At 64.0% G+C, this 24,082-nt stretch carries 23 protein-coding genes and 1 tRNA gene; 13 read left to right on the forward strand and 11 right to left on the reverse strand.

From position 1 onward, the window contains the following. On the reverse strand, nucleotides 1-225 hold a 225-nt coding region (locus AUL30_RS19890), incomplete at its 3' end, for a DUF2218 domain-containing protein (RefSeq protein WP_062225558.1). A 1,605-nt stretch (nucleotides 226-1,830) separates the two neighbouring features. Between AUL30_RS19890 and AUL30_RS00035 the strand changes: the two genes are divergently transcribed. After that, nucleotides 1,831-3,240: a sensor histidine kinase gene (locus AUL30_RS00035; RefSeq protein WP_192842980.1), complete on the forward strand. Its 1,410-nt coding sequence runs from the start codon at nucleotides 1,831-1,833 to the stop codon at nucleotides 3,238-3,240. An 11-nt stretch (nucleotides 3,241-3,251) separates the two neighbouring features. On the opposite strand, the gene AUL30_RS00040 is transcribed toward AUL30_RS00035, so the two are convergent. Beyond that, on the reverse strand, nucleotides 3,252-3,869 hold the full coding sequence (locus AUL30_RS00040) for a MarC family protein (protein ID WP_062225564.1): 618 nt from the start codon (nucleotides 3,867-3,869) through the stop codon (nucleotides 3,252-3,254). A gap of 321 nt (nucleotides 3,870-4,190) precedes the next feature. Between AUL30_RS00040 and gyrA the strand changes: the two genes are divergently transcribed. After that, the gene (gene gyrA / locus AUL30_RS00045; protein ID WP_062226461.1) at nucleotides 4,191-6,899 is read left to right on the forward strand and encodes a DNA gyrase subunit A; all 2,709 of its coding nucleotides are present in this window, start codon (nucleotides 4,191-4,193) and stop codon (nucleotides 6,897-6,899) included. A gap of 89 nt (nucleotides 6,900-6,988) precedes the next feature. Here gyrA and AUL30_RS20185 read toward each other — a convergent pair whose 3' ends face one another. Next, on the reverse strand, nucleotides 6,989-7,117 hold the full coding sequence (locus AUL30_RS20185; RefSeq protein WP_280137381.1) for a hypothetical protein: 129 nt from the start codon (nucleotides 7,115-7,117) through the stop codon (nucleotides 6,989-6,991). A gap of 195 nt (nucleotides 7,118-7,312) precedes the next feature. Between AUL30_RS20185 and coaD the strand changes: the two genes are divergently transcribed. The 7 genes from coaD (at nucleotide 7,313) to AUL30_RS00080 (ending at nucleotide 13,926) form a co-directional block, all read left to right on the forward strand. Continuing rightward, nucleotides 7,313-7,804, forward strand: coding sequence for a pantetheine-phosphate adenylyltransferase (coaD, locus tag AUL30_RS00050; protein WP_062225567.1), 492 nt, complete (start codon nucleotides 7,313-7,315; stop codon nucleotides 7,802-7,804). A 40-nt stretch (nucleotides 7,805-7,844) separates the two neighbouring features. Further along, nucleotides 7,845-8,399, forward strand: a complete 555-nt coding sequence (locus tag AUL30_RS00055; protein WP_062225569.1) for a peptidylprolyl isomerase — start codon at nucleotides 7,845-7,847, stop codon at nucleotides 8,397-8,399. A 102-nt stretch (nucleotides 8,400-8,501) separates the two neighbouring features. Continuing rightward, entirely contained in the window at nucleotides 8,502-8,972 is a 471-nt protein-coding gene (locus AUL30_RS00060; protein ID WP_062225570.1) for a peptidylprolyl isomerase, read from the forward strand. Between the two features lie 19 nt (nucleotides 8,973-8,991). Continuing rightward, nucleotides 8,992-10,038, forward strand: coding sequence for a tRNA preQ1(34) S-adenosylmethionine ribosyltransferase-isomerase QueA (queA, locus tag AUL30_RS00065; protein WP_062225571.1), 1,047 nt, complete (start codon nucleotides 8,992-8,994; stop codon nucleotides 10,036-10,038). Next, a complete protein-coding gene (gene tgt / locus AUL30_RS00070; protein WP_062225572.1) occupies nucleotides 10,035-11,171 on the forward strand; it encodes a tRNA guanosine(34) transglycosylase Tgt in 1,137 nt (378 codons plus the stop codon). Before queA ends, tgt begins: the two co-directional genes overlap by 4 nt. Before the next feature lie 139 nt (nucleotides 11,172-11,310). After that, nucleotides 11,311-12,450 carry a GTP cyclohydrolase II RibA gene (gene ribA / locus AUL30_RS00075; protein WP_244490659.1) on the forward strand — a complete coding sequence of 380 codons (1,140 nt, stop codon included), beginning with the start codon at nucleotides 11,311-11,313 and terminating at the stop codon, nucleotides 12,448-12,450. A gap of 102 nt (nucleotides 12,451-12,552) precedes the next feature. Next, entirely contained in the window at nucleotides 12,553-13,926 is a 1,374-nt protein-coding gene (locus tag AUL30_RS00080) for a glycosyltransferase family 4 protein (RefSeq protein ID WP_083507564.1), read from the forward strand. Here AUL30_RS00080 and AUL30_RS00085 read toward each other — a convergent pair. The 5 genes from AUL30_RS00085 to AUL30_RS00105 all read right to left on the reverse strand — a co-directional run bounded on the left by AUL30_RS00085 (nucleotide 13,859) and on the right by AUL30_RS00105 (nucleotide 19,945). Continuing rightward, entirely contained in the window at nucleotides 13,859-14,872 is a 1,014-nt protein-coding gene (locus tag AUL30_RS00085; RefSeq protein ID WP_244490660.1) for an alpha/beta hydrolase, read from the reverse strand. The genes AUL30_RS00080 and AUL30_RS00085 overlap by 68 nt on opposite strands. 67 nt (nucleotides 14,873-14,939) lie before the next feature. Continuing rightward, nucleotides 14,940-15,134, reverse strand: coding sequence for a hypothetical protein (locus tag AUL30_RS00090; protein WP_062225574.1), 195 nt, complete (start codon nucleotides 15,132-15,134; stop codon nucleotides 14,940-14,942). A 71-nt stretch (nucleotides 15,135-15,205) separates the two neighbouring features. Beyond that, nucleotides 15,206-15,520 carry a hypothetical protein gene (locus AUL30_RS00095; protein ID WP_062225577.1) on the reverse strand — a complete coding sequence of 105 codons (315 nt, stop codon included), beginning with the start codon at nucleotides 15,518-15,520 and terminating at the stop codon, nucleotides 15,206-15,208. Nucleotides 15,521-15,703: 183 nt separating this feature from the next. Continuing rightward, entirely contained in the window at nucleotides 15,704-18,829 is a 3,126-nt protein-coding gene (locus tag AUL30_RS00100) for an efflux RND transporter permease subunit (protein ID WP_062225581.1), read from the reverse strand. Nucleotides 18,830-18,832: 3 nt separating this feature from the next. Continuing rightward, nucleotides 18,833-19,945, reverse strand: coding sequence for an efflux RND transporter periplasmic adaptor subunit (locus AUL30_RS00105; RefSeq protein ID WP_062225584.1), 1,113 nt, complete (start codon nucleotides 19,943-19,945; stop codon nucleotides 18,833-18,835). Between the two features lie 103 nt (nucleotides 19,946-20,048). Here AUL30_RS00105 and AUL30_RS00110 point away from each other — a divergent pair, with 103 nt between their 5' ends. Further along, a complete protein-coding gene (locus AUL30_RS00110) occupies nucleotides 20,049-20,648 on the forward strand; it encodes a TetR/AcrR family transcriptional regulator (protein ID WP_062225586.1) in 600 nt (199 codons plus the stop codon). Between the two features lie 218 nt (nucleotides 20,649-20,866). Here AUL30_RS00110 and AUL30_RS00115 read toward each other — a convergent pair whose 3' ends face one another. After that, nucleotides 20,867-21,094 (reverse strand): hypothetical protein, encoded by a 228-nt coding sequence (locus AUL30_RS00115; protein WP_157069779.1) that lies wholly within the window; start codon nucleotides 21,092-21,094, stop codon nucleotides 20,867-20,869. 94 nt (nucleotides 21,095-21,188) lie between these two features. Beyond that, nucleotides 21,189-21,265, reverse strand: a tRNA-Pro gene (locus AUL30_RS00120). Between the two features lie 419 nt (nucleotides 21,266-21,684). On the opposite strand from AUL30_RS00120, the gene AUL30_RS00125 reads away from it, so the two are divergent. Then, nucleotides 21,685-21,888, forward strand: coding sequence for a hypothetical protein (locus AUL30_RS00125; protein ID WP_157069781.1), 204 nt, complete (start codon nucleotides 21,685-21,687; stop codon nucleotides 21,886-21,888). Between the two features lie 87 nt (nucleotides 21,889-21,975). Here the strand turns inward: AUL30_RS00125 and wrbA are convergent, their stop codons facing one another. After that, nucleotides 21,976-22,578 carry an NAD(P)H:quinone oxidoreductase gene (wrbA, locus tag AUL30_RS00130; RefSeq protein ID WP_062225595.1) on the reverse strand — a complete coding sequence of 201 codons (603 nt, stop codon included), beginning with the start codon at nucleotides 22,576-22,578 and terminating at the stop codon, nucleotides 21,976-21,978. Between the two features lie 158 nt (nucleotides 22,579-22,736). Between wrbA and AUL30_RS00135 the strand changes: the two genes are divergently transcribed. Both AUL30_RS00135 and gpt read left to right on the forward strand, forming a co-directional pair. Continuing rightward, complete coding sequence (locus AUL30_RS00135) at nucleotides 22,737-23,474, forward strand: competence/damage-inducible protein A (protein ID WP_062225596.1); 738 nt, start codon at nucleotides 22,737-22,739, stop codon at nucleotides 23,472-23,474. Between the two features lie 65 nt (nucleotides 23,475-23,539). After that, nucleotides 23,540-24,034, forward strand: coding sequence for a xanthine phosphoribosyltransferase (gene gpt / locus AUL30_RS00140; protein ID WP_062225597.1), 495 nt, complete (start codon nucleotides 23,540-23,542; stop codon nucleotides 24,032-24,034). Nucleotides 24,035-24,082: the final 48 nt, after the last annotated feature.

Genomic DNA, 24,082 nt, shown 5'->3' on the forward strand with positions numbered 1-24,082 from the left:
GACAACACCCTTCATCGCTTCCAGCCCGGCCGCATCGGCGCAAGACAGGACAAGCGTCAAAGCCTCATCGTCGCGCGACAGCGACAGGCTGGACTGCGCGCTGAAGGCAATCCGACCCGTGTCCACGCCGTGCTCGACTTCAAAACGGTGGCTCCAGTGCTTGCACAGCTGCTGAAGGTAGCGACCACCATGGGACGTGAGGACACGGGATGTCGCAATGAGCATGAACAGGCTTCCTGATAAACGGGCATAAGCAAGCGGGCGATAAGGGTGGTATGGGCGACGCACGGCGAATGAGGACGGCATAATGGTTAGCCTGTCCAAGTGGTTCGCATACATGGATGAATCGAGACGCGGATGCCGTTGCCCTCGATCGTTCGAGTAAGACCTTTGGCCATTATGTCGTCCTCGATAGCCTCCCGCAATCTGCTTAGGAACGATGCTAGAGAACGGTCCCGTAACGACGTCACCAGGGCCGATATCGCATCTGGATGGTCCTAAGTGACGCCTGGGACGAAGCGCCTTCGCGTTTGGAGCCGTGACAGAACATTGCTGCAAGAGTGCCGGGCGGATGTTATCGCGTCGGCATGCCAAGAGATTTGGAAGGGGAATGAACCAGTAGCGGTGTAGATACGCTTCATAGACTGGCTTGGGGCAGTCACTCGGCAGGCCGTGATCAAGGCCACAACACCGTATACCCATTGGGACACAAACTTCACTTCAGATGCAATCTGATCAGTTCGCGCCCCGGTTTTTCCCATGTCTTCCGGCGGGACTTTCCCGCAAAAGCCGTAGCAGTCCGGAGATCTGGTGAGTGTGTCCAAAGAGAAATGATTCGGTCAAAACCATCGTCTCAGTCGAAACCACGGCAATGCGCAGGTGGCGACGACGGCTTGCTACGCCGGGGCGCGCCATACGCATGATCCTCTAGCATGCTCGTATCGTCTCAGCTCAGGCAGACATGATCATCCAGCAGTGACGTGCTGGATCCTTCCGCTGTTGCAAAGCGATGGGGCTGGCGTGTCATAAGGGCGTCGTCCGGGCGGCCACCGGCATTCCCCTTGCAGGCTGACACCGTAGATGCGTGACGCCTGCGTCACTGTCCGTCGACGATACGCCGGAGCCGGTCGTTGATATGCAGATGGTCGCAAACCAGCGCTACCGCCGCCGACGCTATGCCAAGGGTCACATCAATGCAGCCCTGACATTCTGCGCCATCGCACATCCAGCCCCGTCAGACGACGGGACGTGCGCATATCGTAGAAGTGCTATTTCAGGCCCAAAGCAACCCGTGCGTATCCTGCTCTCATCATGGGCGACAGCGCGTTACGTTGCGTTGGTGAGACGAACGAAACAGGAAATCGGCGCTCTTCGCTCAGGCCAGTCTCAAACGTCGCCATGTCGTATGACCCCCGCGGTGAAGGTAATCGATCCTGTCACAGTGGGTCGCGCATGGCGTTCTTGTTCGGTCGCTTCCCTAGGTAGGGGCCGGGAGGGACAAAATCCGCCAAGCCTGCGGAAATCCAGAGGGGCAACGGGTCTGTCGTTTTACCGAATTCACGAGATGACCTCGGCGCGTTGCGGACGCATGAGTCGCTATGCCTGCCGACCGCTTGAAACTGGTCCGCAACCCATCCGGCATTCTCGCCTGCGTCTGGATTGGTTGGCGCGACGCGATGTGTCGACAAACAAAATAACGCTTCCGATCTAAGCTTCGTGTATCCTCGCTTTGCCTGCGGGACCCTGTATATCGGCGGACACACATCCGTTTCGGGGTCGCCGGCGTGGTCGCAGGTCAGGGCCGGACGTCATTTTGATATCGGGGTGAACGTGGACATAGAGAAAGCTGAACCGCTTTCGCATGAGCTCGGGTCAGGGTGGAAGGCGATTGCAGAGGATATCCGGGAAGGTCTTTTCGTCGGAGAGGTCATCCGCAGCGCCACCGGCATCATCACCGACTACGTCATCATCTATGCCAACCCATCCTTCGCCCGCATGACGGGCGTTCCGCTTGAGGTTGCGATCGGTTCACGGTTGACGGCGCTGTTCCCGCTTGCCGGTGACGCGCCGCTCCAGATCTGCCGACGTGTGGTCAGCACCGGAATTTCCGAAGAGTTCGACATGCCCTTCGACGATCCCGTTGGATGGTATGAAGGGCGTGTTCGCCGCCTTTCCGAAAACCGCTTCACGGTCGTCTTTCAGAACACGACGAAACACCACAGTGCCGAGCTTGCCTTGGCTGCTGCGCAAGACCGATACCGCCGGTTGTTCGATGCGATCGATGAGGGCTTCTGCGTCATCGAGATGATCTTCGACGACGATCAGCCCGTGGACTACCGGTTCCTGGAAGCGAACCCGGCTTTCGAGCGCCATACGGGGTTGGTCGATCCGGTCGGCAGGACAGCGCGGGAGATGGTGGACGGGCTCGAAGCGCACTGGTTCCAGACCTATGGCGCCGTCGCTCGGGATCGACGGGCGGTCCGCCTGACGCTACCCGCCCCCTCCATGGGTCAGCGCACCTTCGATATTTTTGCCTTTCCGGTTGCCGAAGAGCTGCCGAACCAGGTCGGCATCCTCTTCATCGACGTCTCGGAACGGGTTGCCATGGAAGAGCAGCGCTCCTTCCTGAACCGCGAACTCGGACACAGGTTGAAGAACACGCTGGCGGTTGTTCAATCCGTCGTGTCCCAGACATTGCGCTCCGCACCGGACATCGAGTCGGCACGACAGTCGCTGTCGTCGCGGATCCATGCGCTTGCCCAAGCCCATGAAGTGGTTCTGAAGGGGGAGCAGGAGGGGGGCCAGATCTGCGATATCATCCGCGCCGCCGTGGATATCCACGATCCCGAATGCCGGGTCGACATCAATGGCGAGCCGATGGTCGTCCACCCCGCTGCAGCCCTGTCCCTTTCCATGGCCATGAATGAGCTCGCCACCAATGCCACCAAGTACGGGGCGCTTTCGACTGCGGCGGGCCGGGTGCGCGTGTCGTGGGAGCTGACCCGGCTCGCGCATGGAACCCGGCTTTGCCTGTCCTGGATCGAAAGCGGTGGCCCGCCCGTCCGCCAGCCCGATCGGCAGGGATTCGGCTCCCGCCTGATCGCACGCGGCATCAGCGGGGCGGCCGATGGTTCGGTGGTCATGGACTTTCCGGTGGAAGGGTTGGAATGCCGTATAACGGCTGTTTTGCCATACGTTACGCCCCAGGCCACGACTGGGGACAGCGCCGAAGCCCGCTGACAGGGCTCGGTTCAGAACTCGAAGAGTTGCCGTGCACCATCGGCAACGAACTGCACCGCCAGGGCTGCCAGAAGGACACCGAGAAGCCGGGTAACCACCGCGCGTCCCGTCGCGCCCATCAGCCGGTCCAGCCTGTCGGCGACCGACAGGAACAGGAACGTGGCCGCGCAGACCAGCGCAATGACCATCAGGAGCAGGCTCTGGCCGAGAAGGCCGGGCAGATTGCCGGACAGGAGAATGACGGCCGATATCGCGCCCGGACCCGCCAGCAGGGGAATGGCAAGCGGGAAGGCCGCGACATCCGGCGTATCCTCCGGATGGGGAACCGCTTCCCCGGCACTCTTTTCCTTGCGGTGCTGCCGCTTTTCAAAGACGAGCTCGAAGGCGATGGTGAAAAGGAACAGACCGCCCGCCACGCGGAATGCCCCCAGCGATACGCCGATGGCCTCGATCAGCGCCAGCCCGAAGAGGGCGAAGACCGCCAGGATCAGGAAGGCGATGGTGCTGGCCTGAAAGGCGATCCGCCGCCGCTCGTCGCGCGAGCGGCCGGGCGTGAGCGTGAGGAACAGGGGCACGAGCCCGAACGGGTCGATGATGACGATCAGCGTGATAAAGCCCGTCAGAAGCATATCGTACACGGTGCCGAATCTCCCCCGCCAGAATCGCTCGCCGAAGAGCGCCGCGGCCGATCCTGCGCCCTTGCGGGCCGGATGGCGACGCAGAGCGGCAGATAATTTCAAGACAGCCCGTCTAAGCCGTCATAAGATATTGATTTATATGGATTTATACGCCCCGTTCCAGGGCGTCGGATTTGCCAAGACGGGGCTGCGCAGGCTATAAGCGGTGCAGGTCGATAGTACAGGCAAGGAAGCGTCTTGGCAGACGATCAGAACGAGACTTCGCCGCCGGAGCGCCCGCGCGGAATCGAACCCGTATCCATTGTCGAGGAGATGCAGCGCTCATACCTCGATTACGCGATGAGCGTGATCGTGAGCCGTGCTCTGCCCGACGTGCGCGACGGGCTGAAGCCGGTGCACCGCCGCGTCCTCTACGCCATGTCGGAAATGGGCCTGGTCCACAACCGGCCGTACCGCAAGTCGGCGGGTGTCGTCGGCGAGGTGATGGGCAAGTTCCACCCGCATGGCGACTCATCCATCTACGACGCCCTCGTGCGCATGGCGCAGGATTTCTCGCTTCGGGCGCCGCTGATCGACGGGCAGGGCAATTTCGGTTCGATCGACGGCGATCCGCCGGCGGCGATGCGGTACACTGAGTGCCGCCTCGAGAAGCTGTCCGACATGCTGCTCGAGGATATCGACAAGGAAACGGTCAACTTCCAGGAAAATTACGACGGCCGTGAGCTGGAGCCGACCGTGCTTCCGGCGCGGATCCCGAACCTTCTGGTGAACGGTTCGGGCGGCATCGCCGTCGGCATGGCGACCAACATTCCGCCGCACAATCTGGGCGAGGTGGTCAATGGCTGCATCGCCATGATCGACAATCCCGGCATCAGCCTGCCGGAACTGATGGAGATCATCCCCGGTCCGGACTTCCCGACCGGCGCTATCGTGCTCGGCCGTGCCGGCATTCAGTCCGCCTATTCCACCGGGCGCGGCTCCATCCTGATGCGCGGCAAGGTCCATATCGAGACCGGGCGGGGCGAGCGGGAATCCATCGTCATCACCGAGGTGCCGTATCAGGTCAACAAAGCCTCGATGATCGAGAAGATGGCCGAGCTGGTGCGCGACAAGCGCATCGAGGGCATCTCCGACATTCGCGACGAAAGCGACCGCGAAGGCTACCGCGTCGTCGTCGAGTTGAAGCGCGACGCGTCGTCCGATGTCGTCCTGAACCAGCTCTACCGCTTCACGCCGCTGCAGACGTCCTTCGGCGCCAATATGGTGGCGCTCAACGGCGGCAAGCCGGAGCAGATGACGCTGTCCGACATGCTCGCGGCCTTCATCGCCTTCCGCGAAGAGGTCGTGAATCGGCGCACCAAGTTCCTGCTGCGCAAGGCACGCGAACGGGCGCATGTGTTGGTCGGGCTCGCCATCGCTGTCGCCAATATCGACGAGATCATCAAGCTGATCCGCGAGGCGCCCGATCCGGCAACCGCGCGCGAGCAGCTCATGACGCGCGACTGGGATGCCAAGGATGTGGCGCCCCTGGTGCGGCTGATCGACGATCCGGTCTATCGGATCAGCGACGCCGGCACCTACCGCCTGTCCGAAGCGCAGGCGCGGGCCATTCTGGATCTGCGCCTGCAGCGCCTGACGGCGCTCGGACGCGACGAGATCGGGGATGAGCTGAACAAGCTTGGCGCCGAGATCCGCGACTATCTGGACATCCTGTCCTCCCGCGTGCGGGTGCGCGACATCGTCAAGGACGAGCTGATCGCCGCGCGCGACGAATTCGCTACCCCGCGGCGCACGGAACTGTCCGAGGGCGCCGCGGACATGGACGACGAGGACCTGATCCCGCGTGAGGACATGGTCGTCACGGTGAGCCATGGCGGCTACATCAAGCGCGTGCCGCTGACCACCTACCGGGCGCAGCGGCGGGGCGGCAAGGGCCGGTCCGGCATGACGCTGAAGGGAGAGGAAGACTCTGTCACGCGGCTTTTCGTGGCCAACACCCACACGCCCGTGCTGTTCTTCTCGTCCCGCGGGATCGTCTACAAGGAAAAGGTGTGGCGCCTGCCTCTGGCGACGCCGCAATCCCGCGGCAAGGCGCTGGTGAACATGCTGCCGCTCGAAAAGGGCGAGCGGATCACCTCCATCCTGCCATTGCCCAACGACGAGGAAGCCGCCGAGCGCCTGAACGTCATGTTCGCCACGACACGGGGAACGGTCCGGCGCAACAAGCTGTCGGATTTCGTTCAGGTCAACCGAAATGGCAAGATCGCCATGAAGCTCGACGAGGCCGGGGACGAAATCCTGGCGGTCGCGACCTGCTCGGAAGATGACGACGTCCTTCTGACGGCGGCATCTGGCCAGTGCATCCGCTTCCCCACGACGGATGTGCGCGTCTTCGCCGGCCGCAATTCCGTCGGCGTGCGCGGCATGGCGCTGGCCGACGGTGACCGCCTCATCTCCATGGCGATCATGCGCCATGTCGATGCCACGCCGGCCGAGCGCGCGACCTATCTGCGCATGCGGCGCGCCGTGGAGGGCGAGGCCGGAGCCGATGTGGTGAGCGACGAGGAAGGCACGGTCGAGGATGTGTCCCTGTCGCCGGAGCGTTATGCCTTCCTGGGGGCGAATGAGGAGTTCGTGCTGACGATTAGCGAATTCGGCTTCGGCAAGCGCTCGTCCTCCTACGATTTCCGGACGATCGGGCGTGGCGGCAAGGGCATCCGCGCCACCGACGTGTCACGGCTGGCCGATATCGGCGCGCTCGTGGCGGGCTTCCCGGTCGAGGAGGGCGACCAGCTCCTGCTCATCTCCGATCGGGGGCAGATGATCCGCGTGCCGGTCAACGGCATCCGCATCGCCAGCCGCGCGACCAAGGGCGTCACGATCTTCAACACGGCTGAGGGCGAGCGGGTCGTCTCCGTGGAGCGCATCCCGGACCAGGGAGAGGAAACCGGCATCGCGCCCGATGACGATCTTGCCGACGGTGCGCCGGAGCCGGACGCGCCGCAAACGCCGGAAGGCTGACACGAAAAACGGGGCGCGATCCGGCCGATCGCGCCCCGTCTCGTCATCACATTGGGAACGGCCGCACCGTCCCGGCAGGCAGGTCGTTCTTAATACATGACGCGATGCTTGCGCACCGACGCCTTCACACGTGCCTTGTCGGCCTCGTTGTGGATAGTGATGGCAGTGGCCGTGAGAAGCGTGACGACCATGGCCAGGGACAATGCGAGTATCAGCATTCCTAAGCCTCCAGATTTGCAGGGAAAACGTGGTTAATCCCCGCTTGGTTCCACGCCTTCCATGCCCCGTTCCGCAATGCGGTGTCAGGGCATCTCCGTGATGCACAGAGTGCGACAAATTCCTTGGCAGAGGGGTTTCAGGATCATGTCCAATTTTAACGAAACGGCTCTGCCGTCGCAGAGGGTTACGAAGCGATGAACGCAGAGCGCCGCGCCCTCTACTCGGGCTCCTTCGACCCCGTCACCCATGGCCATGTCGACATATTGGCGCGGGGACTGGCGCTCTATGACCGGGTCATCGTGGCCATCGGTATCCATCCAGGCAAAGTGCCGCTCTTTGCTTTCGAGGAGCGGGCGGAGCTGGTGCGCGGAGCCGTCCGGAACCTTTCGGGGGCCGAACGGCTGGATGTCATCTCTTTCAAGGGCCTGGCGATCGATGCTGCGCGGGCGCAAGGGGCGCAGGTCATGCTGCGCGGACTGCGCAGCGGCACGGACCTCGACTATGAAATGCAGATGGCGGGAATGAACGGTGCAATGGCGCCCGACGTCGAAACCGTCTTCCTGGCCGCAAGCCCGGCCGTCAGGCCCATAACCGCCACATTGGTCCGTCAGATCGCGAGCATGGGCGGCGATGTCGGCCATTTCGTCCCGGCCAATGTCGCTGCTGCCCTGAAAGCCAAATTCTAAGGGCTTTCCTGCCGCCGCCCTTCCACTGGAGTCCACCCACATGACCTTGCTCGCCCGCCTCGGCCTCGTTGCCGGCATCCTCGTCTCAGCCTTCACCATGCAGGCCGTCGCCCAGGCGCCCGATCCCGAGAACCAGATCAAGGTCACGACGGACAAGGGTGATTTCGTCATCCAGCTCCGTCCTGACCTTGCGCCCAAGCATGTTCAGCAGATCAAGACGCTGGCTGCCGAGGGCTTCTACAACGGGGTCGTCTTCCACCGGGTGATCGACGGCTTCATGGCCCAGACGGGCGACCCGACGGGCACCGGCACCGGGGGCTCGCATCTGGCCGATCTTCCGGCCGAGTTCTCCAACGAAACCTTCGATCGGGGCACGGTGGGCATGGCCCGCGCGCAGGACCCCAATTCCGCGAACTCGCAATTCTTCATCATGCTGGCGGATGGCGATTTTCTGGACGGCCAGTACACGGTGGTCGGCGACGTGATCTCCGGCATGGATGTCGTGGACCAGATCAAGAAGGGCGATCAAGCCGCCAATGGCAAGGTCGACGATCCGGACAAGATGGTCGCGGTGACCGTCGGCGCTGCAGAGTAGCATCGCTCCAGCGGTTGTACTCCATGCCCGAATGGGGCATTGACGGCACATGCCTGGGCGGCCTTCCGGCCGTCCCGAACCCAAAGAGGAAGGAAGAAGGCCATGACCTTCGAGAATCCCGAAGACACGCTGGTGCTGGAAACCACCAAGGGTCGTGTCGTCATCAAGCTGCGCCCGGACCTGGCTCCCAACCATGTGGCGCGGGTCAAGGAACTGGCGCGCGAAGGCTTCTATGATGGCGTCGTGTTCCACCGCGTGATCGACGGCTTCATGGCCCAGACGGGCGACCCGACGGGCACCGGCGCGGGCGGCTCCGACAAGCCGGACCTGAAGTCGGAATTTTCGGCCGAATCGCACAAGCGGGGCACCGTCTCGGCTGCGCGCACGGCCAATCCGCATTCAGCGAACTCGCAGTTCTTCATCTGCTTCGACAAGGCCCCCTGGCTCGACCGACAGTATTCTGTCTGGGGCGAGGTGATCGAAGGCATGGATGCGGTCGATCAGATCAAGCGTGGCGAGCCCGTGCGCGATCCCGACTCCATCACGACCATGCGCGTCGCCGCCGACCTGTAGAGCGGACGACAGCACGGACATGCGGGTCGACCTGTTCGATTTCGACCTACCGGAAGAGCGGATCGCCCTGCGACCCGCTCTTCCGCGTGAATCGGCACGGCTGTTGCGCGTGGCGCCCGCAGGTCCCTTCGAGGACCGGACGGTGGCCGACCTTCCGGCGCTCCTGCGGCCGGACGACTGCCTGGTCTTCAACGATACGCGCGTTATTCCGGCGCGGCTGGCGGGGCTGCGGCAGCGTGGCGATACCACGGCCCGGGTGGAGGTCACGCTGCATATGCGCGTTGCGCCCGATCGCTGGCGCGCCTTCCTGAAACCCGCCAAGCGTGTCGCGAAGGATGAAACCATCACCTTCGGGCCGGACCTGTCCGCGCATGTGATCGACAAGGCCGATGGCGGCGAGGTGACGCTCGCCTTCGATCGTTCGGGGCCGGCGCTCGATACGGCGATCGCCACGACCGGCTTCCTGCCGCTGCCACCCTATATCGCCGCCCGTCGGCCGGTGGATGATCAGGACCGGCAGGATTACCAGACCATCTATGCCCGGGAGGACGGGGCCGTCGCGGCGCCGACCGCCGGGCTGCATTTCACGCCGGAGCTGATGGCTGCGCTCAAAGCGCGTGGGTTGGAGACGCTGTTCGTCACCCTGCATGTGGGCGCCGGCACCTTCCTGCCGGTCAAGGCGGACGATACGGCCGCCCATGTCATGCATTCGGAAATCGGCGAGATCGATGCCGGGACGGCGGAGCGCCTGAACGCCGCGCGCGCGGCCGGACGGCGGATCGTCGCCGTGGGGACAACCTCGCTGCGCCTTCTGGAATCAGCGGCCGACGAGACCGGACGGTTGCATCCGTTCCGGGCGGCGACGGATATCTTCATCACGCCCGGTTACCGCTTCCGCGCCGTGGATGCGCTGGTGACGAACTTCCATCTGCCGCGCTCCACCCTATTCATGCTCGTATCGGCCTTCAGCGGGCTGGAGCGCATGCGGGCGGCCTATGACCATGCCATCGCAGGGCAGTACCGCTTCTATTCCTATGGCGATGCCTGCCTGCTGGAGAGATCATGACGCCTGAATTTACCTTCCAGTTGCTCGCAACCGATGGTCGCGCACGCCGGGGCGAGATTTCCATGCCGCGCGGCACGGTGCGCACCCCCGCCTTCATGCCGGTGGGAACCGCCGGTACGGTGAAGGCCATGTATCTCAGCCAGGTGCGGGAGCTTGGCTCGGATATCATCCTGGGCAACGTCTACCACTTGATGCTGCGGCCGGGGGCCGAGCGCGTGGCGCGCCTGGGCGGGCTGCACGACTTTGCCCGCTGGCCCTGGCCGATCCTCACCGATTCCGGCGGCTTTCAGGTCATGTCGCTGGCGGGCCTGCGCAAGCTGACGGAAGAGGGCGTAACCTTCCGATCGCATATTGACGGGTCGGTCCATGAACTGACACCGGAGCGCTCCATCGAAATCCAAGGCCTCCTGGATTCTGATATTCAGATGCAGCTCGACGAGTGCATCCGCCTGCCGGCGCCGCGCGAAGAGATCGAGCGCGCCATGGAACTGTCGCTGCGCTGGGCCGAGCGCAGCGCGGTGGCCTTCGGCAACCAGCCCGGAAAGGCCATGTTCGGGATCGTGCAGGGGGGCGACCAGCCCGACCTGCGCATCCGCTCGGCCGAGCGCCTGACGGCGATGAACCTGAAAGGCTATGCCGTGGGCGGGCTTGCCGTCGGCGAACCGCAGCATGTCATGCTGGAGACGCTCGACGGGACGCTCCCTTCGCTCCCCACGCACAAGCCGCGCTACCTGATGGGCGTCGGCACGCCGGACGACATATTGCAAAGCGTGGCGCGCGGCATCGATATGTTCGACTGCGTCATGCCGACCCGCGCCGGGCGGCATGGCCTGGCCTTTACGCGCCATGGCAGGGTCAACCTGCGCAACGCCGTCCATGCGGAGGATCCGGCGCCCCTCGACGCAACCTCCGACTGTCCCGCCACGCGCGATTATGCGCGGGCCTATCTGCACCACCTCGTGCGTAGCAACGAGGCGCTGGGCGGCATGTTGCTGACCTGGAACAATCTGGCCTACTACCAATCTTTGATGGCCGGCATCCGGGATGCCATTTCGCAAGGGCGTTTTGCGACCTATGCGGCGGAGGTCTCCGAGGGATGGGCGCGGGGCGAGGCGCTGCGCAAGGCCCGTTAGCCAAGAGGACCGCCCGGTCAGGGGCCGGCCGGGTAACGAGGATTGAACGCTGTGTTCGCGCGAGGCGCGCTCCGGCCGGTATGGCGGAATGGACCGCGAAGGTCCATATGCTGGCTATGAATAGTGACGAGGTTGTGCCGTGAATCACGACAGGGCCGCCGCCAATGGCGGTGCCATCGGCAAGCTGGTCTTCGGTACGGCGGGGACATTGCGGGCGGAACGGGCCGTGGCCGAACTGCGGGCCGGCAGGCCCGTCATGCTGCGCCGCACGGAGCCGAAGGCCAACCGGGCGATCCTGGCGCTCGATACCGCCTCGCCCGCCGTCTACGAAGCCTTCATGGCTGCCACGCTCGCCCGTGCCGAGCTTTACCTGACGCCGGCCCGGGCGCATGTCCTGGGCCTCGATGCTCCGGAAGGGGCGCGCGTGCCGCTGACGGGCCTTAACTACGACGCTCTCTGCCAGATCGGCTATCTGCGCCATGCCGCAACGCCGTCCGCTTGGCGCCCCGGTGATGCGCTGGACGCAGAAGCCGCGCATCTCGCCCGGTTGGCGTTGCTTCTTCCGGCCGTCCTGGTGGCCGACGTGGCGGAAGAGGACCCGCTTTTCCTGTCCTGCAACGCAGTGGAGCCGGGCGACCTGTCCGAAGGTTTCTCGACCGCGGCGCTCTCCTTCAACGAGATCGCTCGCACACCGGTCCCATTGAAAGATGTGGGCGAGGTCGTCTTCGCCGTCTTTCGGGGTGGCTTTGCCCAGCGCGATCAGCTGGCCATTATCGTCGGCGCGCCGGATCCGACGTCGGCGGTCCCGGTCCGCATCCATTCCTCCTGCATCACGGGGGATCTTTTCGGCTCGCTCAAATGCGATTGCGGCGACCAGCTCCGCAACGGCCTTTCCATTCTGAAGGAGATGGGCGGAGGGGTGCTCCTCTATCTCGATCAGGAAGGGCGCGGCACGGGGATCGCCTCCAAGATGCGCGCTTACGGGCTGCAGCATGAGGGGCTGGATACGGTGGATGCGGATGCCGAACTCGGCTTCGGCGGCGATGAGCGGCGCTATGAGGCCGCCGTTGCGATCCTGAAGGCACTGAAGATCGGAACGATCCGCCTTTTGACCAACAATCCGTCCAAGATCGCCTATCTACGCGGAAGCGGTTTGTGCGTGGAGGAGCGGATTCCCGTGGAAGGCGCGGTCACGGGCGAGAACGAGAACTATCTGCGCACGAAGGTCCGGCGAGCGGGGCACCTGATGGATGTCGATGCAATGACACGTCGCCCATAAGGCTGCGCGCCACCCTTTGGGGTAGGCGTCTGCGCGAAGGGTCGAATTGATCCGCTACGCCTTGTCGCGCAACATGATGCGCACGAGTCGTAAGAGCGTTTTATGGCATCCTCACCCAAAGTCCTGATCGTCAGTGAAAACGCGTCGATGATGTTCGGCGGCGAAGCCTCGCTGCCCTGGCATTATTTCACGCGGCTGCGGGCGCGCCGTGTGGATACGTGGCTCGTGGTGCATGAGCGCACGCGTGACGAGCTCCTCCGCCTTGCGCCTGAGGCTGCCGACCGGATCCACTTCATCCCGGATGACCGGTTCAACGTCTTCTGCTGGAAGATGGGCCGCAAACTGCCCGCACAATTGGCCGACATCACCTTCGGCTATGCCAGCCGCATCGCCAATCAGCTTGCCGCGCGCAAGCTCGTGCGCGCCCTGGTGCGCGAACACGGTATCGAGGTCGTGCACCAGCCCATCCCCGTATCGCCGCGCGAGCCGTCGCTGATGGCCGATGTCGGCGTGCCGGTGGTCATGGGGCCCATGAACGGCAACATGTCCTACCCACCGGCCATGGATACGCAGCGGCGCGGCATCGTGCGCAGCATCATGAGCGCGGCCCGTTCGCTGTCCGAACATCTCCATTCCGTCATGCGCGGCAAGCGGGATGCCGCGCTGCTGCTCGTCGCCAATGAACGCACGCGCAAGGGCCTGCCGCGACACTGCCGGGGGGCCGTGGTGGAACTCGTCGAAAACGGGATCGACACCGAGCTCTGGCAGCCGGGCAGGGTCCATGGCGGCGCGCAGGACGGAGCATCCTTCCTGTTCCTGGGCCGCCTGGTGGACTGGAAGGCCGTGGACATCATCCTGGAGGCGATGCAACGCCTGCCGGAAAGCCTGAACGCGACCTTAGACATTATCGGCGACGGGCCGCAGCGTCTGCATCTCGAGGCAATGGCGCAAGAAATGGGCTTGACGGACCGCGTGCGGTTCCATGGGTTTCTTCCCCAGGCCGATTGCGCGGAGCGCATGCGCAAGGCCGATATCCTGCTTTTGCCGAGCATCTATGAGTGCGGCGGCGCCGTCGTGCTGGAAGCCATGACCGCGGGCCTGCCGGTCATAGCCACGGCTTGGGGCGGGCCGATGGACTATCTGGACGAAAGCTGCGGCATTCTGATCGAACCGACGAGCCGGGCGGATCTGGTGGCGGGTTTTGCATCCGCCATGACGGACCTTGCGGGCGATCCGGCGCGCCGCGCCGCGATGGGCCAGGCGGGCCGCAACCGCGCCCTGCGCCGGTTCGACTGGGACGACAAGATCAGCCGCATTCTGTCGCTCTATGCCAGCGTCGTCAGCGGGCGCCCCATCGAGCCGGAGCCTGTCGATGACCGCTCCGCGGATCGCCTGCAGCGCCATCAGTTCATTCTGCGGCCGTCTCCCCATGCGAGGGCCGGGCAGCCGGCAGATCAGTCCAGTGGCCCTCGATGAAGGTGAGGCCGTCCCGGATCGTCTGCGACCAGAGTAACCAGACATGGTCACCGTCGGTCACGCGGAACTCGACGGGCCGGTCATCCGCCTTCATGGTTTCAAAAAAGGCGATCGCACCGCGCCACAGGGCGTGACTGTCGTCATCGCCGACAGTCACATACATGGCCGGCAGCGGAACATCGGCGATAATGGCGTCCTCCAGCAGCGTGAAGACGTTGAGCCGGTTGAAGAGCCGCCCGTCGAAGGGCTGGCCGAAGGACGCGCCGAAATAGGGAGGGGCGGGCGGTATGTCCACGCCCTCGGTCACGTCGTCCACGCTGTTGCGGTGGAAATACTGGCTCTTGCCGATGACCGACATGGCTTCGGGGGCGAGATCGAGCTCATCCGCCGGGATGTTCTGCCACATGCCGGGCGACAGCGCGACAGAGGCGATGAAGCTGTCCGGGTGCGCGAGCGACAGGCGCAAGGCCCCAAAGCCGCCCATGGAAAGCCCGGCAATGGCGCGCCCCCCGCGATCGCGCCGGACGGGGTAACGCTCTTCGACGGCGGCAGGAAGATCGCGCGTCAGCGCGGTTTCGTAATTGCCGGGACCGCCGACGGACGCTGAATCCACATACCAGGAATCACCGACCCCAGGCATGACGACAAGCTGTGGCCGGATGGCCCCGCTGCCGATCATTTCGTCCAGCGTCGGCCCGATATCGCCGAGGTCCCGCCAGCTCGTTTCGTCCCCGCCATGCCCGTGCAGAAGGTAGAGGACCGGCCAGCCTTGTGCCGGCGCATCGCCGCTCGGCGTATAGACGAGCACCGGCAGCTCCCGGCCGAGCGCCGCGCTGGCAAAATGTTCGGAAGCGATCTGTCCGGCATAAGCACCGGGGGCGGCGAAACAGGCCGCGCCCATGACAATGCCTGAAACGACCCTTATGCCCATGCGTCGGATGCCCATGCTCTGCCGTCCTCCAGCTCATGCGTCACGGCACAAACTATAGCAGCTATGTCTTCAGGACAGGCACTCAGCGCCGCGGCAAGTTCCGTGCGAGTTCCTCGCCATAAGCGCCGATGGCGTAGAAGGCTGCCTTCACGACATCCTTCTTGCTGGCGGCCGGATGGCGTTCCCGGACTTTGCGGATGATCTTCCGGTGGGCAAGCCCGGGGCGGGCGATGGTGACCAGGGTCGCGGCAATATCAAAAAGGGCGTCTTTGCTCACGAATGAAACTCAAGGTTGATACTCTTGAGGGGCCCATACGGCAGGTTCGTAACAGCCATGTGACGGCCGGCTCAGGCGGAAATCCACGTCATGATGGCGTGGAACGGGAGGGCGCCGGGGTCCTTGGCCGAGCCATCGATGATCACCGTCGGCCCTTCGATACGTCCGTCGAAATTCACGACGATATTGCCCTTGCGGGGCACCGCATCGAGCTGGTGGATCAACCGCACCGTGCCCATGATCCGTTGGCCGAGGACGACGTAGGAGCCGGCGAATCCCTGCATGGGATTGATGCAGTAGAGCCTGCCGCCGCAGGCGACGGCGTAGCCCCGCCCGTCCAGGCGGTGCGCCAGCCCGTATGTCGCAACATAGAGTCCCTCCCGCATGTCGATACGGCCCCCTTGTCGTCGTTGCGCCTGCATTCGGGCCAGCTAAAACGGCCGCGTCGTGCGGCGCAACCCGTCAATCTGGAGGAGGGTGCGCCCAGGCCCTTGCCTATGAAGGCAGGTTCGCGCCGCACTCTGCGGTTTCGCTGTATCGACAGTGTTGGCGTTACATTGGATATCACATCACTCCGCTGGCAGCGCCTGCGCACTATCGGCATGCCCGTTCTGTATGGCTGCCGGCGCGCCCGTTCCCTCCCTGGTCTTCGGCGCTTTGACTCGGAACCAGGTCGCGTAGAGGGCCGGGAGGAAAAGCAGGATCAGGATCGTGCCGCCGGCGGTGCCGCCGATCAGCGTGTAGGCCATCGAACCCCAGAAGACCGAATGCGTCAGCGGGATGAAGGCCAGCACCGCGGCAAGTGCCGTCAGGATGACCGGGCGCGTTCGCTGGACGGTTGCCTCGATCACGGCATGGTAGTCATCCAAACCTTCGGCCTTGTTCTCGCGGATCTGCTCAATGAGGATCAGCGTGTTGCGCATCAGTATGCCGGCAAGGCCGATCATGCCGAGGATGGCGTTGAAGCCGAACGGCTGATTGAAGGCGAGAAGGATGGGCACAGCACCGACGAGGCCGAGGGGCGCCGTCAGCACGGTCATGAAGGTTGCCGAAAACGAGCGGACCTGGAACATGATCACGATCAGCGTCAGGACGATCATGATCGGAAAGACTTTCACGAGCGCGGCGTTCGCCTTCAGCGACTCGTCTATGTTGCCCCCCGTCTCGATGCGGTAGCCTTCTGGAAGCCCGGCGATCAGCGGCTGGAGGGCGGCGAGCACCGCGGTCGACACTTCTGGCGGCTGGGCCGTCTCTGCGATGTCCGACCGGATTGTGATCGTGGGCGTGCGGTCGCGGCGTTTGAGGATCGGATCCTCCATGCCGATCTCGGTTCGGCCGATCTGGTCGAGCGGGATCAGTCGGCCATCGCGGCTCGTCAGCGAGAAATCCTTCAGACGCGCGGGATCGAGACGCTCCTCGCCGGCGCTGCGAGCGATGATATCGACGGTGCGAATGTCTTCGCGCATCTGCGTCACCGTGATACCCGAGAGCAGGAACTGAAGCTGCTGTGCAGCTTCGACCGGCGACAGGCCAATGAGCCTCAGGCGGTCCTGGTCGAGCACGAAGCGGAGTGTCGGCGAGCGGCTGCCCCAATCGCGGTTGACCTGCCGCACATCCGGCACGCTTCGCATGATCGACATCGCCTCGCTCGAGATGCGCACAAGCTCGCCTGCATCCGGCCCCATGACGCGGAATTCGACGGGGAACGGCGTATAGGGACCGAACACGAGTTGCGTCACCCGGACGTAGGCTTCCGGCGCCAGGCCCTCGGCAATCGCCTTGCGCAGCCGCTGCTTCAGCACTTCGCGGGTATCGGCATCCCGGGTCAGGACGACCATCTTGGCGAAGGACGGATCGGGCATTTCCGGCGACATGGCCAGAAAGAAGCGTGGCGCGCCCTGGCCCACATAGCTCGACACGCGTTCGGCTTCGGGCTGCGCCTTCAGCCAGGCTTCGAGCTTTGCAACGGTTTCGGTGGTGGCCTCGATGCTGGATCCTTCGGGGAGGCGCACCTCGACCAACACTTCCGGGCGATCCGAGGATGGGAAGAATTGCTGCTTCACGCCGCCCATGCCGATCACCGCGGCACCGAAGGCCAGTACAACGAACCCGCAGGTCAGGAATTTGTGGCGCACGGCCGCGGTGATGACGGCGCGCAGGCGCCGGTAGTTCGGGGTGTCGTAAATCGCGTGTGCGCCGCCAGGCACGGGCTTGATGTCGGGCAGCAGCTTGACCCCGAGATAGGGCGTGAAGATGACCGCCACCACCCAGGAGGCAATCAGTGAGAAGCCGACGATCCAGAAGATGTTGCCGGCATATTCGCCTGCTGTCGACTGGGCGAAGCCGACGGGCATCAGGCCGATCACGGTGACGAGCGTACCTGACAGCATCGGGGCGGCGGTATGGCTCCAGGCGACAGCGGCGGCCGAGACACGGTCCATGCCTTCCTCCATCTTCACCACCATGACCTCGATGGCGATGATGGCGTCGTCCACCAGCAGGCCGAGGGACAGGATCAGGGCACCGAGCGTGATACGGTCGAAGAAGCGCCCGGTGTCGAGCATGATCAGGAACACGACCGCGAGCGTCAGCGGCACGGCGAGCGCCACGATGATGCCGGCGCGCCAGCCGAGCGCGATCAGGCTGACCAGGAGGACCACCCCGAGCGCCATGACGAACTTCACCATGAACTCGTTGATCGAGCCGGAGATGTTGACGGCCTGATCGGTTACCTTGGTGAGGCTCATTCCGAGTGGCAGGCGGGCCCCGATCTCGGCGGTCTTCGCCTCCAAAGCCTTTCCGAGGTCAAGCCCGTTCCATGCATCCTGCATGATGACCCCGAGCATCAGCGCGGGCTCGCCTTCCGTACGGATCTGGAAGGTCGCGGGGTCTTCGTAGCCGCGGCGCACTTGCGCGACGTCAGACAGGCGCAACGATCGTCCGACCGCCACGATCGGCGTATCGGCGATAGTCTGGAGATCGTCATAGGCGCCGTCGAGGCGCAGGAAGATCTGCGGTCCGGCCGTGTCGATCGAGCCGGCAGGCGCGACGGTGTTCTGGCGCTGGAGTGCCAGGAACACATCCTGCGCCGAGATGCCCAGGGTGGCGAGCTTGGCATAGGAGAACTCGACGAAGATGCGCTGTGGGCGCTCGCCAAGGATGTTGACCTTCTTGACGCCAGGAACGCCCAGAATTTGCTGGCGCATGGCTTCCGCCTCCCGCACCAGCGCACGCATCGGCATGCCAGGCGCCTTAAGGGCGTAGAGGCCGAAGGTCACGTCGGAGAACTCGTCATTGACGAAGGGGCCGACGGTGCCGTTCGGCAGATTGCGTGCCTCGTCACCCAGCTTCTTCCGGGCCTGGTAGAACTCGTCCTGCACGGCACTTGGCGGTGTGTCGTCCTTGAGTGTCAGCGTCAGAAACGCGACACCGGGGCGGGCAATGGTCTCGACACGGTCGTAGTAGCGCAGCTCTTGGAGCCGCTTTTCCAAGGGCTCGGCAACCAGATCCTGCATCTCCCGGGCGGTCGCGCCTGGCCAGGCGACTGTGGTTACCAGCGTCTTGACGGTGAAGGCCGGGTCCTCGGCACGGCCGAGCTGCAAAAAGGCGAAGGCACCGGCAAGTGCCACGACCATGATGAGGAAAAGTGTCACCGAGCGATGGCGCACTGCAAGCGCCGAAAGGTTGAAGCTCATGGCTCAAAACCCCTTGCCGACGATAAGCCGCACAGCGGCTCCCTCGTGAAGGAGATGCGCTCCGAGCGCTGCGACGGTCGTTCCGGGTTCGAGGCCGGATACGGTCACGGTCTCCTCGCCGAATTCCATGATCGTCACCGGCCGCAACGACACTCGGGACGTGGCGCGATCGACGGACCAGACGCCGGTCTTCCCGTTCTCGTCGAGGATGGCGCCGATCGGCACTTCGGCCGCATCCGTTGTCACCGGATTGCCGATCCAGACGGTGACAGTGGAGCCGATCGGAGCCTCCGCCGCCTCGCCATCTAAAACGAAGCGCGCGTCAAAGGTGCGTGTCTGCGTATCGGCAGCGCTGGAGAGCTGACGCAGCCTCGCACCCCAGCGTCGGTCGCCAAGACCATAGACGCGGGCTTCGGCCGCCGACCCGATGGCCGGCCTCACGGTTTCAGGCAGCGATACGGTCGCTTCCCGCTGGCCGTCATGGGCAAGACGCACGACGGCCTGGCCCGCCGACACGACCTGGCCGGGCTCGCCAAGGGTCTCCACGACTGAACCGTTGGAATCTGCGACGAGGATCGCATATCCGGCCTCATTGCGTGCAACGTCGGCTTCAGCCTGCGCGGCCGCAAGCTGGCCTTCGGCAGAGTCGAGCGCGGCCTTGGCCTGCTCGTAGCGCTGGCGCGTTGCCTGGCCGAGCTTCAGAAGGGTGGCGTAGCGCCTCTCGTCAGCCCTGGCCTGCACAGCCATGGCACGCGCCGCATCCGCCGCCTTGGATCTCGCGGTGAGCGCCAGGCGAAGGTCTCGTTCGTCGATGCGCATGAGGGGCTGACCGATCTTCACCTGATCGCCCGTATCCACGAAGCGTTCAACGATCTTGCCGGGCACGCGAAAGCCGAGATTGCTCTGCACACGTGCGGATACCGTTCCAGTGAAAGCCCGTTCAGATACGCCGATGCGCCGGGCCTCTACCGCCGCAACCAAAGGCGGCTCGGTTCGCGCATCTATCGTTGCGGACTTTGCGGAGGGTTCGTTGGCGGCGAGCGATGGGTAGATGACGACAGCTGCAGCGGCGGCCAGCGCAGCAGATGCAAGCGCAATGAGGGATGCGATTCTCATGGGACCACCTTGTTGACGGTACGACGACCCAAGCCCATTATAGATTGTGTTTAAACTCTATATCGACGATAGATGTTGAACGCAATCCAATTAGGAGAAGTCCATGAGAGTTTCCCGTGCGCAGGCCGAGGTGAACCGCGACAGGGTGATCGACGTCGCCAGCCGCCTGTTCCGTCAGCACGGGTTCGACGGGATCGGCCTCAAGGATTTGATGGCTGCTGCCGGTCTGACGCAGGGCGGCTTCTATAAGCAGTTCACCTCCAAGGAAGATCTGGCCGCCAATGCCTGCACACGTGGCTATGCAGCCGTTCGCGAACGCTGGCGCGAATTCGCGGCCGGCGATCCGCAGCGCCCCCTCGAGGCGCTGGTGCGCGCCTACCTTTCCTGCGAGCATCGCGACGAGCAGGCAGAGGGCTGCGTGATGGCGGCGCTGGGCCCGGATGCCGCGCGGGCGGGCCCGGCAATCCGCACGGCGATGGAGGAGGGCGTGGTTGCCTATGTGGATTTCATCGAGGCCTACCTGCCCAACGCGGCAAGCGACCGCCACGGGCGAGCTATGGCAATCGCCTCGACGATGATCGGGGCAATCGTGCTGTCGCGCAGCGTGAACGATCCAGCCTTGTCCAAGGAGATCCTCGACGCGTCCGTCCGCGACATATTGGAACGCTCGGGCGCCCCAAAGAGCGACGATGGACGAGAATAGACCTGGCGGTCATACAACGGATCCGACGCAGTGGTGGCCCTGCGCTTTGCGGCTGCCGGCGGGCTCCTCAAAACACGCGAAAGGCGATCACCAAACAGGCGGCACGGGTTTTGCGCTGGCCGTCAGTGGGTTGCCGTGCAATCGTAAATCCGACGGCCCCACTCGGTACCTTGCATTTTCATTTGCATATCGCGCAGAAGCAGCCGAGTGCCCCCGCTTTACGGCAGGTTCGTATCGCAATTGGCGAGTTCGGCCGTGATGCGTGCCCGGTCGGCATCGCTCAGCGGCGTGCCGTCTTCCGTCGTGCCGCGCTCCAGCATGCTGGCGGCAAGGCCGCAGCTTTCGGCCTCGGCCGTTTCGTCGTCGGCGAGCTGCCACTGCAGGATCCAGCCCCCAAGGGCAATGATCATGACGATGACGAGGGCGATGGTTACGGATTTCGTCATGCGTTGCGTCATGGCGTCTCGTCACCAGAGGTCAGGCACCGGCGCCGCAGAAAGGGTGCCCATGCGTTGGGGAAGAAGGGTTTTTCAGTGAAAATGGTCGGAGCGAGAGGATTCGAACCTCCGACCCCCTGAACCCCATTCAGGTGCGCTACCAGGCTGCGCTACGCTCCGACGGGCGAAGGCTTATGAAATCTCGGGGGGCAGCGCAACTTATTTTTCGGCCTGCCGACACGGGGTACGGGCATCAGCAAATGTATCAGCCAAAATGTGTAGGGCGATGGCCTCTACGGTAAAGTCCGCCTGCCGGACCGCCATGAAGAAGGCGGCCATCTGTCGGTCTTATTCATTGCGTATCGATTAAAGGATGGTAGGCATCTGTTCGCGAGCGACGGTATGTAATTCTGTGCGCCCAGGCTGGCAGGATGAATTGAAAATTCCAAGTTTTCGGATTGAATTATACTTAAAACGGTCTCGTCACAGTTTCGTCAAATATTTGGGAATTTGCTACGCTGTGACTTTCGACTTGCGCAGCGGCCGTATCGCGCGTAGTCTTTGGAAATGAGGGGCGAATGGGACAGGAGGACAGGGCGATGAGCGGTATGACCCATCATAGCATTTCCGACCCATATGTCATGGATATCGGTGGTGACCAGCTCGTATCGCAGGCGACGGCACCAGGTTTGATTCTGCGTCTGCGGGACAGCAATCGCGCTTTGGAGAATCTGCTGCGCGAGCTGCGGCGTGATGAATGCATCTATGGCGACGGCGCGCAGGATACGCAGGCTTACGTGTAATGGCCGTCCGGCCGGAATAAATCACATGGTATGAATGGAAACGGGCCCGCAAGCGGGCCCGTCGTCGTTTGCGCGGATGGTGTTCCGTCAGGCGGACAGCTTGCCGGCGATCTCAGCGATATGGCGGCCCTGGAAGCGTGCACCGTCGAGCTCAACCTCGCTCGGCTGGCGCGAACCGTCGCCCGCGGCGATGGTCGTGGCGCCGTAAGGCGAGCCGCCGGCGATGGCATCGAGGGTCATCTGGCCGGCAAAGGCGTAAGGCAGGCCGACGATGACGAGGCCATGATGCAGCAGCGTCTTGTGCATCGACAGAAGGGTCGCCTCGTTGCCGCCGTGCTGCGTGGCCGAGGATGTGAACGCGCCACCGACCTTGCCGATCAGCTTGCCCTGCGCCCAGAGGCCGCCGGTGCGATCCCAGAAGGATGCCATCTGGGAGGCCGGGTTGCCGTAACGCGTCGGGGTGCCGACGATGATCGCGTCATATTCGGCCAGATCGGCCGGCTGCGCTTCGGGGTGCGAATGATCGGTCACGAAGCCGGCAGCCGCCACGACCTCGGCCGGTGCGGTTTCGGGGACGCGCTTGATGTCCACCGTGGCGCCGGCGGCAGCGGCGCCCTCGGCGACGGCCTCCGCCATGGTCTTGATGTGGCCGTAGCTCGAATAGTACAGCACCAGAACCTTCGTGGTCATTATGAAGCTCTTTCCTTGTCAGCGTTGCAGCTTGCTCTTGACCCAAGATACGCAACTGCGCAGGAAGTCGAGAGCCCCCGGCCAGTGACGGACTGTCCACACGGATCGAACCATCACGCGCCGGGCCCTGATGGCCGCGCGATACAAGGACAATCGGCATGATCGAAACCGCTTCCATGCTGGCCATCGGGGACGAACTCCTGTCCGGGCGGACCAAGGACAAGAATATCGGCCACCTGGCCGACGTTTTGACCCTGGCCGGAATCGACCTGAAGGAAGTGCGGATCGTCGGGGACGAGCCCGATGGAATAGCCGAGGCCATCAACGCGTTGCGCGCCCGGACCGATTATCTGTTCACCTCCGGCGGGATCGGGCCGACCCATGACGACATGACCGCCGATGCGGTGGGCCAGGCCTTCGGGCTGGATGTCGGCTTCCACCCGCAGGCCTTCGCGCTCCTGGACGCCCATTACCGCAAGCGGGAAATGCCCTTCACGCCGGCGCGCCAACGCATGGCGCGCACGCCGGTCGGCGCATCGCTGATCGACAACAGCGTGTCGGTGGCGCCGGGCTTCCGGGTCGGGAACGTCTTCGTCATGGCAGGCGTGCCGGCCGTGTTCCGGGCCATGCTGGAAAGCGTCGTGGCCGCCCTGCCGCAGGGCCAGCGCATTCTGTCGGCCGCGATACCCTGTCCGGTCGGAGAGGGCGATATCGGCGGCCCGCTCGCCGAGATCCAGGCCAGGCACAAGGATGTGGTGATCGGCTCCTACCCGAAGTTCGACGGCGCCGGCTACTCGACCGAACTCGTCGTTCGTTCGCGCGATGCCGATGCGTTGGAGCGGGCGAGGGCCGATGTCGCCCAGATGGTGGAAACCATCGTAAGGGAGCGTTCGTAGCCGACTTGCGGCTCCGTTCCCTACGGGTTATCGCAACTGCACCATTACGGAGCGATTGAAAGCCAATGTCGAGCGAGAAGTCCTTCCCCGTGTCCTGGGACCAGTTCCACCGCGATGCGCGCGCCCTGGCCTGGAGATTGGCCGGCGTCCGGCCCGATTGGAAGGCGATCGTCTGCATCACGCGCGGGGGGCTCGTCCCCGCCGCCATCATCGCCCGCGAGCTCGGCACCCGCATGATCGAGACGGTCTGCGTGGCCTCCTATCACGATTACGATACGCAGGGTGAGCTGGCCGTCCTGAAGGGGATCACGCCGGAACTCAAGGTGGATGACGGTGATGGCGTGTTGATCGTCGACGACCTGACCGACACGGGCAAGACCGCGGCGCTCGTCCGGTCCATGCTGCCGAAGGCGCATTTCGCCACCGTCTATGCCAAGCCCAAGGGCCGCCCCCTGGTCGATACGTTCATCACCGAAGTATCGCAGGATACGTGGATCTTCTTCCCCTGGGATATGGGCCTGACCTTCCAGGCGCCCATTTCCAAAGGCGTCGCGGGCTAAAGGCCGGGCAAAGCCCCGGCCGGAGCCTTGCCTCGGCCCGGCCACGGC

Origin of the sequence: Aureimonas frigidaquae, from assembly GCF_001463905.1 — a bacterium.
In the GTDB taxonomy this organism is placed as follows: Bacteria; Pseudomonadota; Alphaproteobacteria; order Rhizobiales; family Rhizobiaceae; genus Aureimonas; species Aureimonas frigidaquae.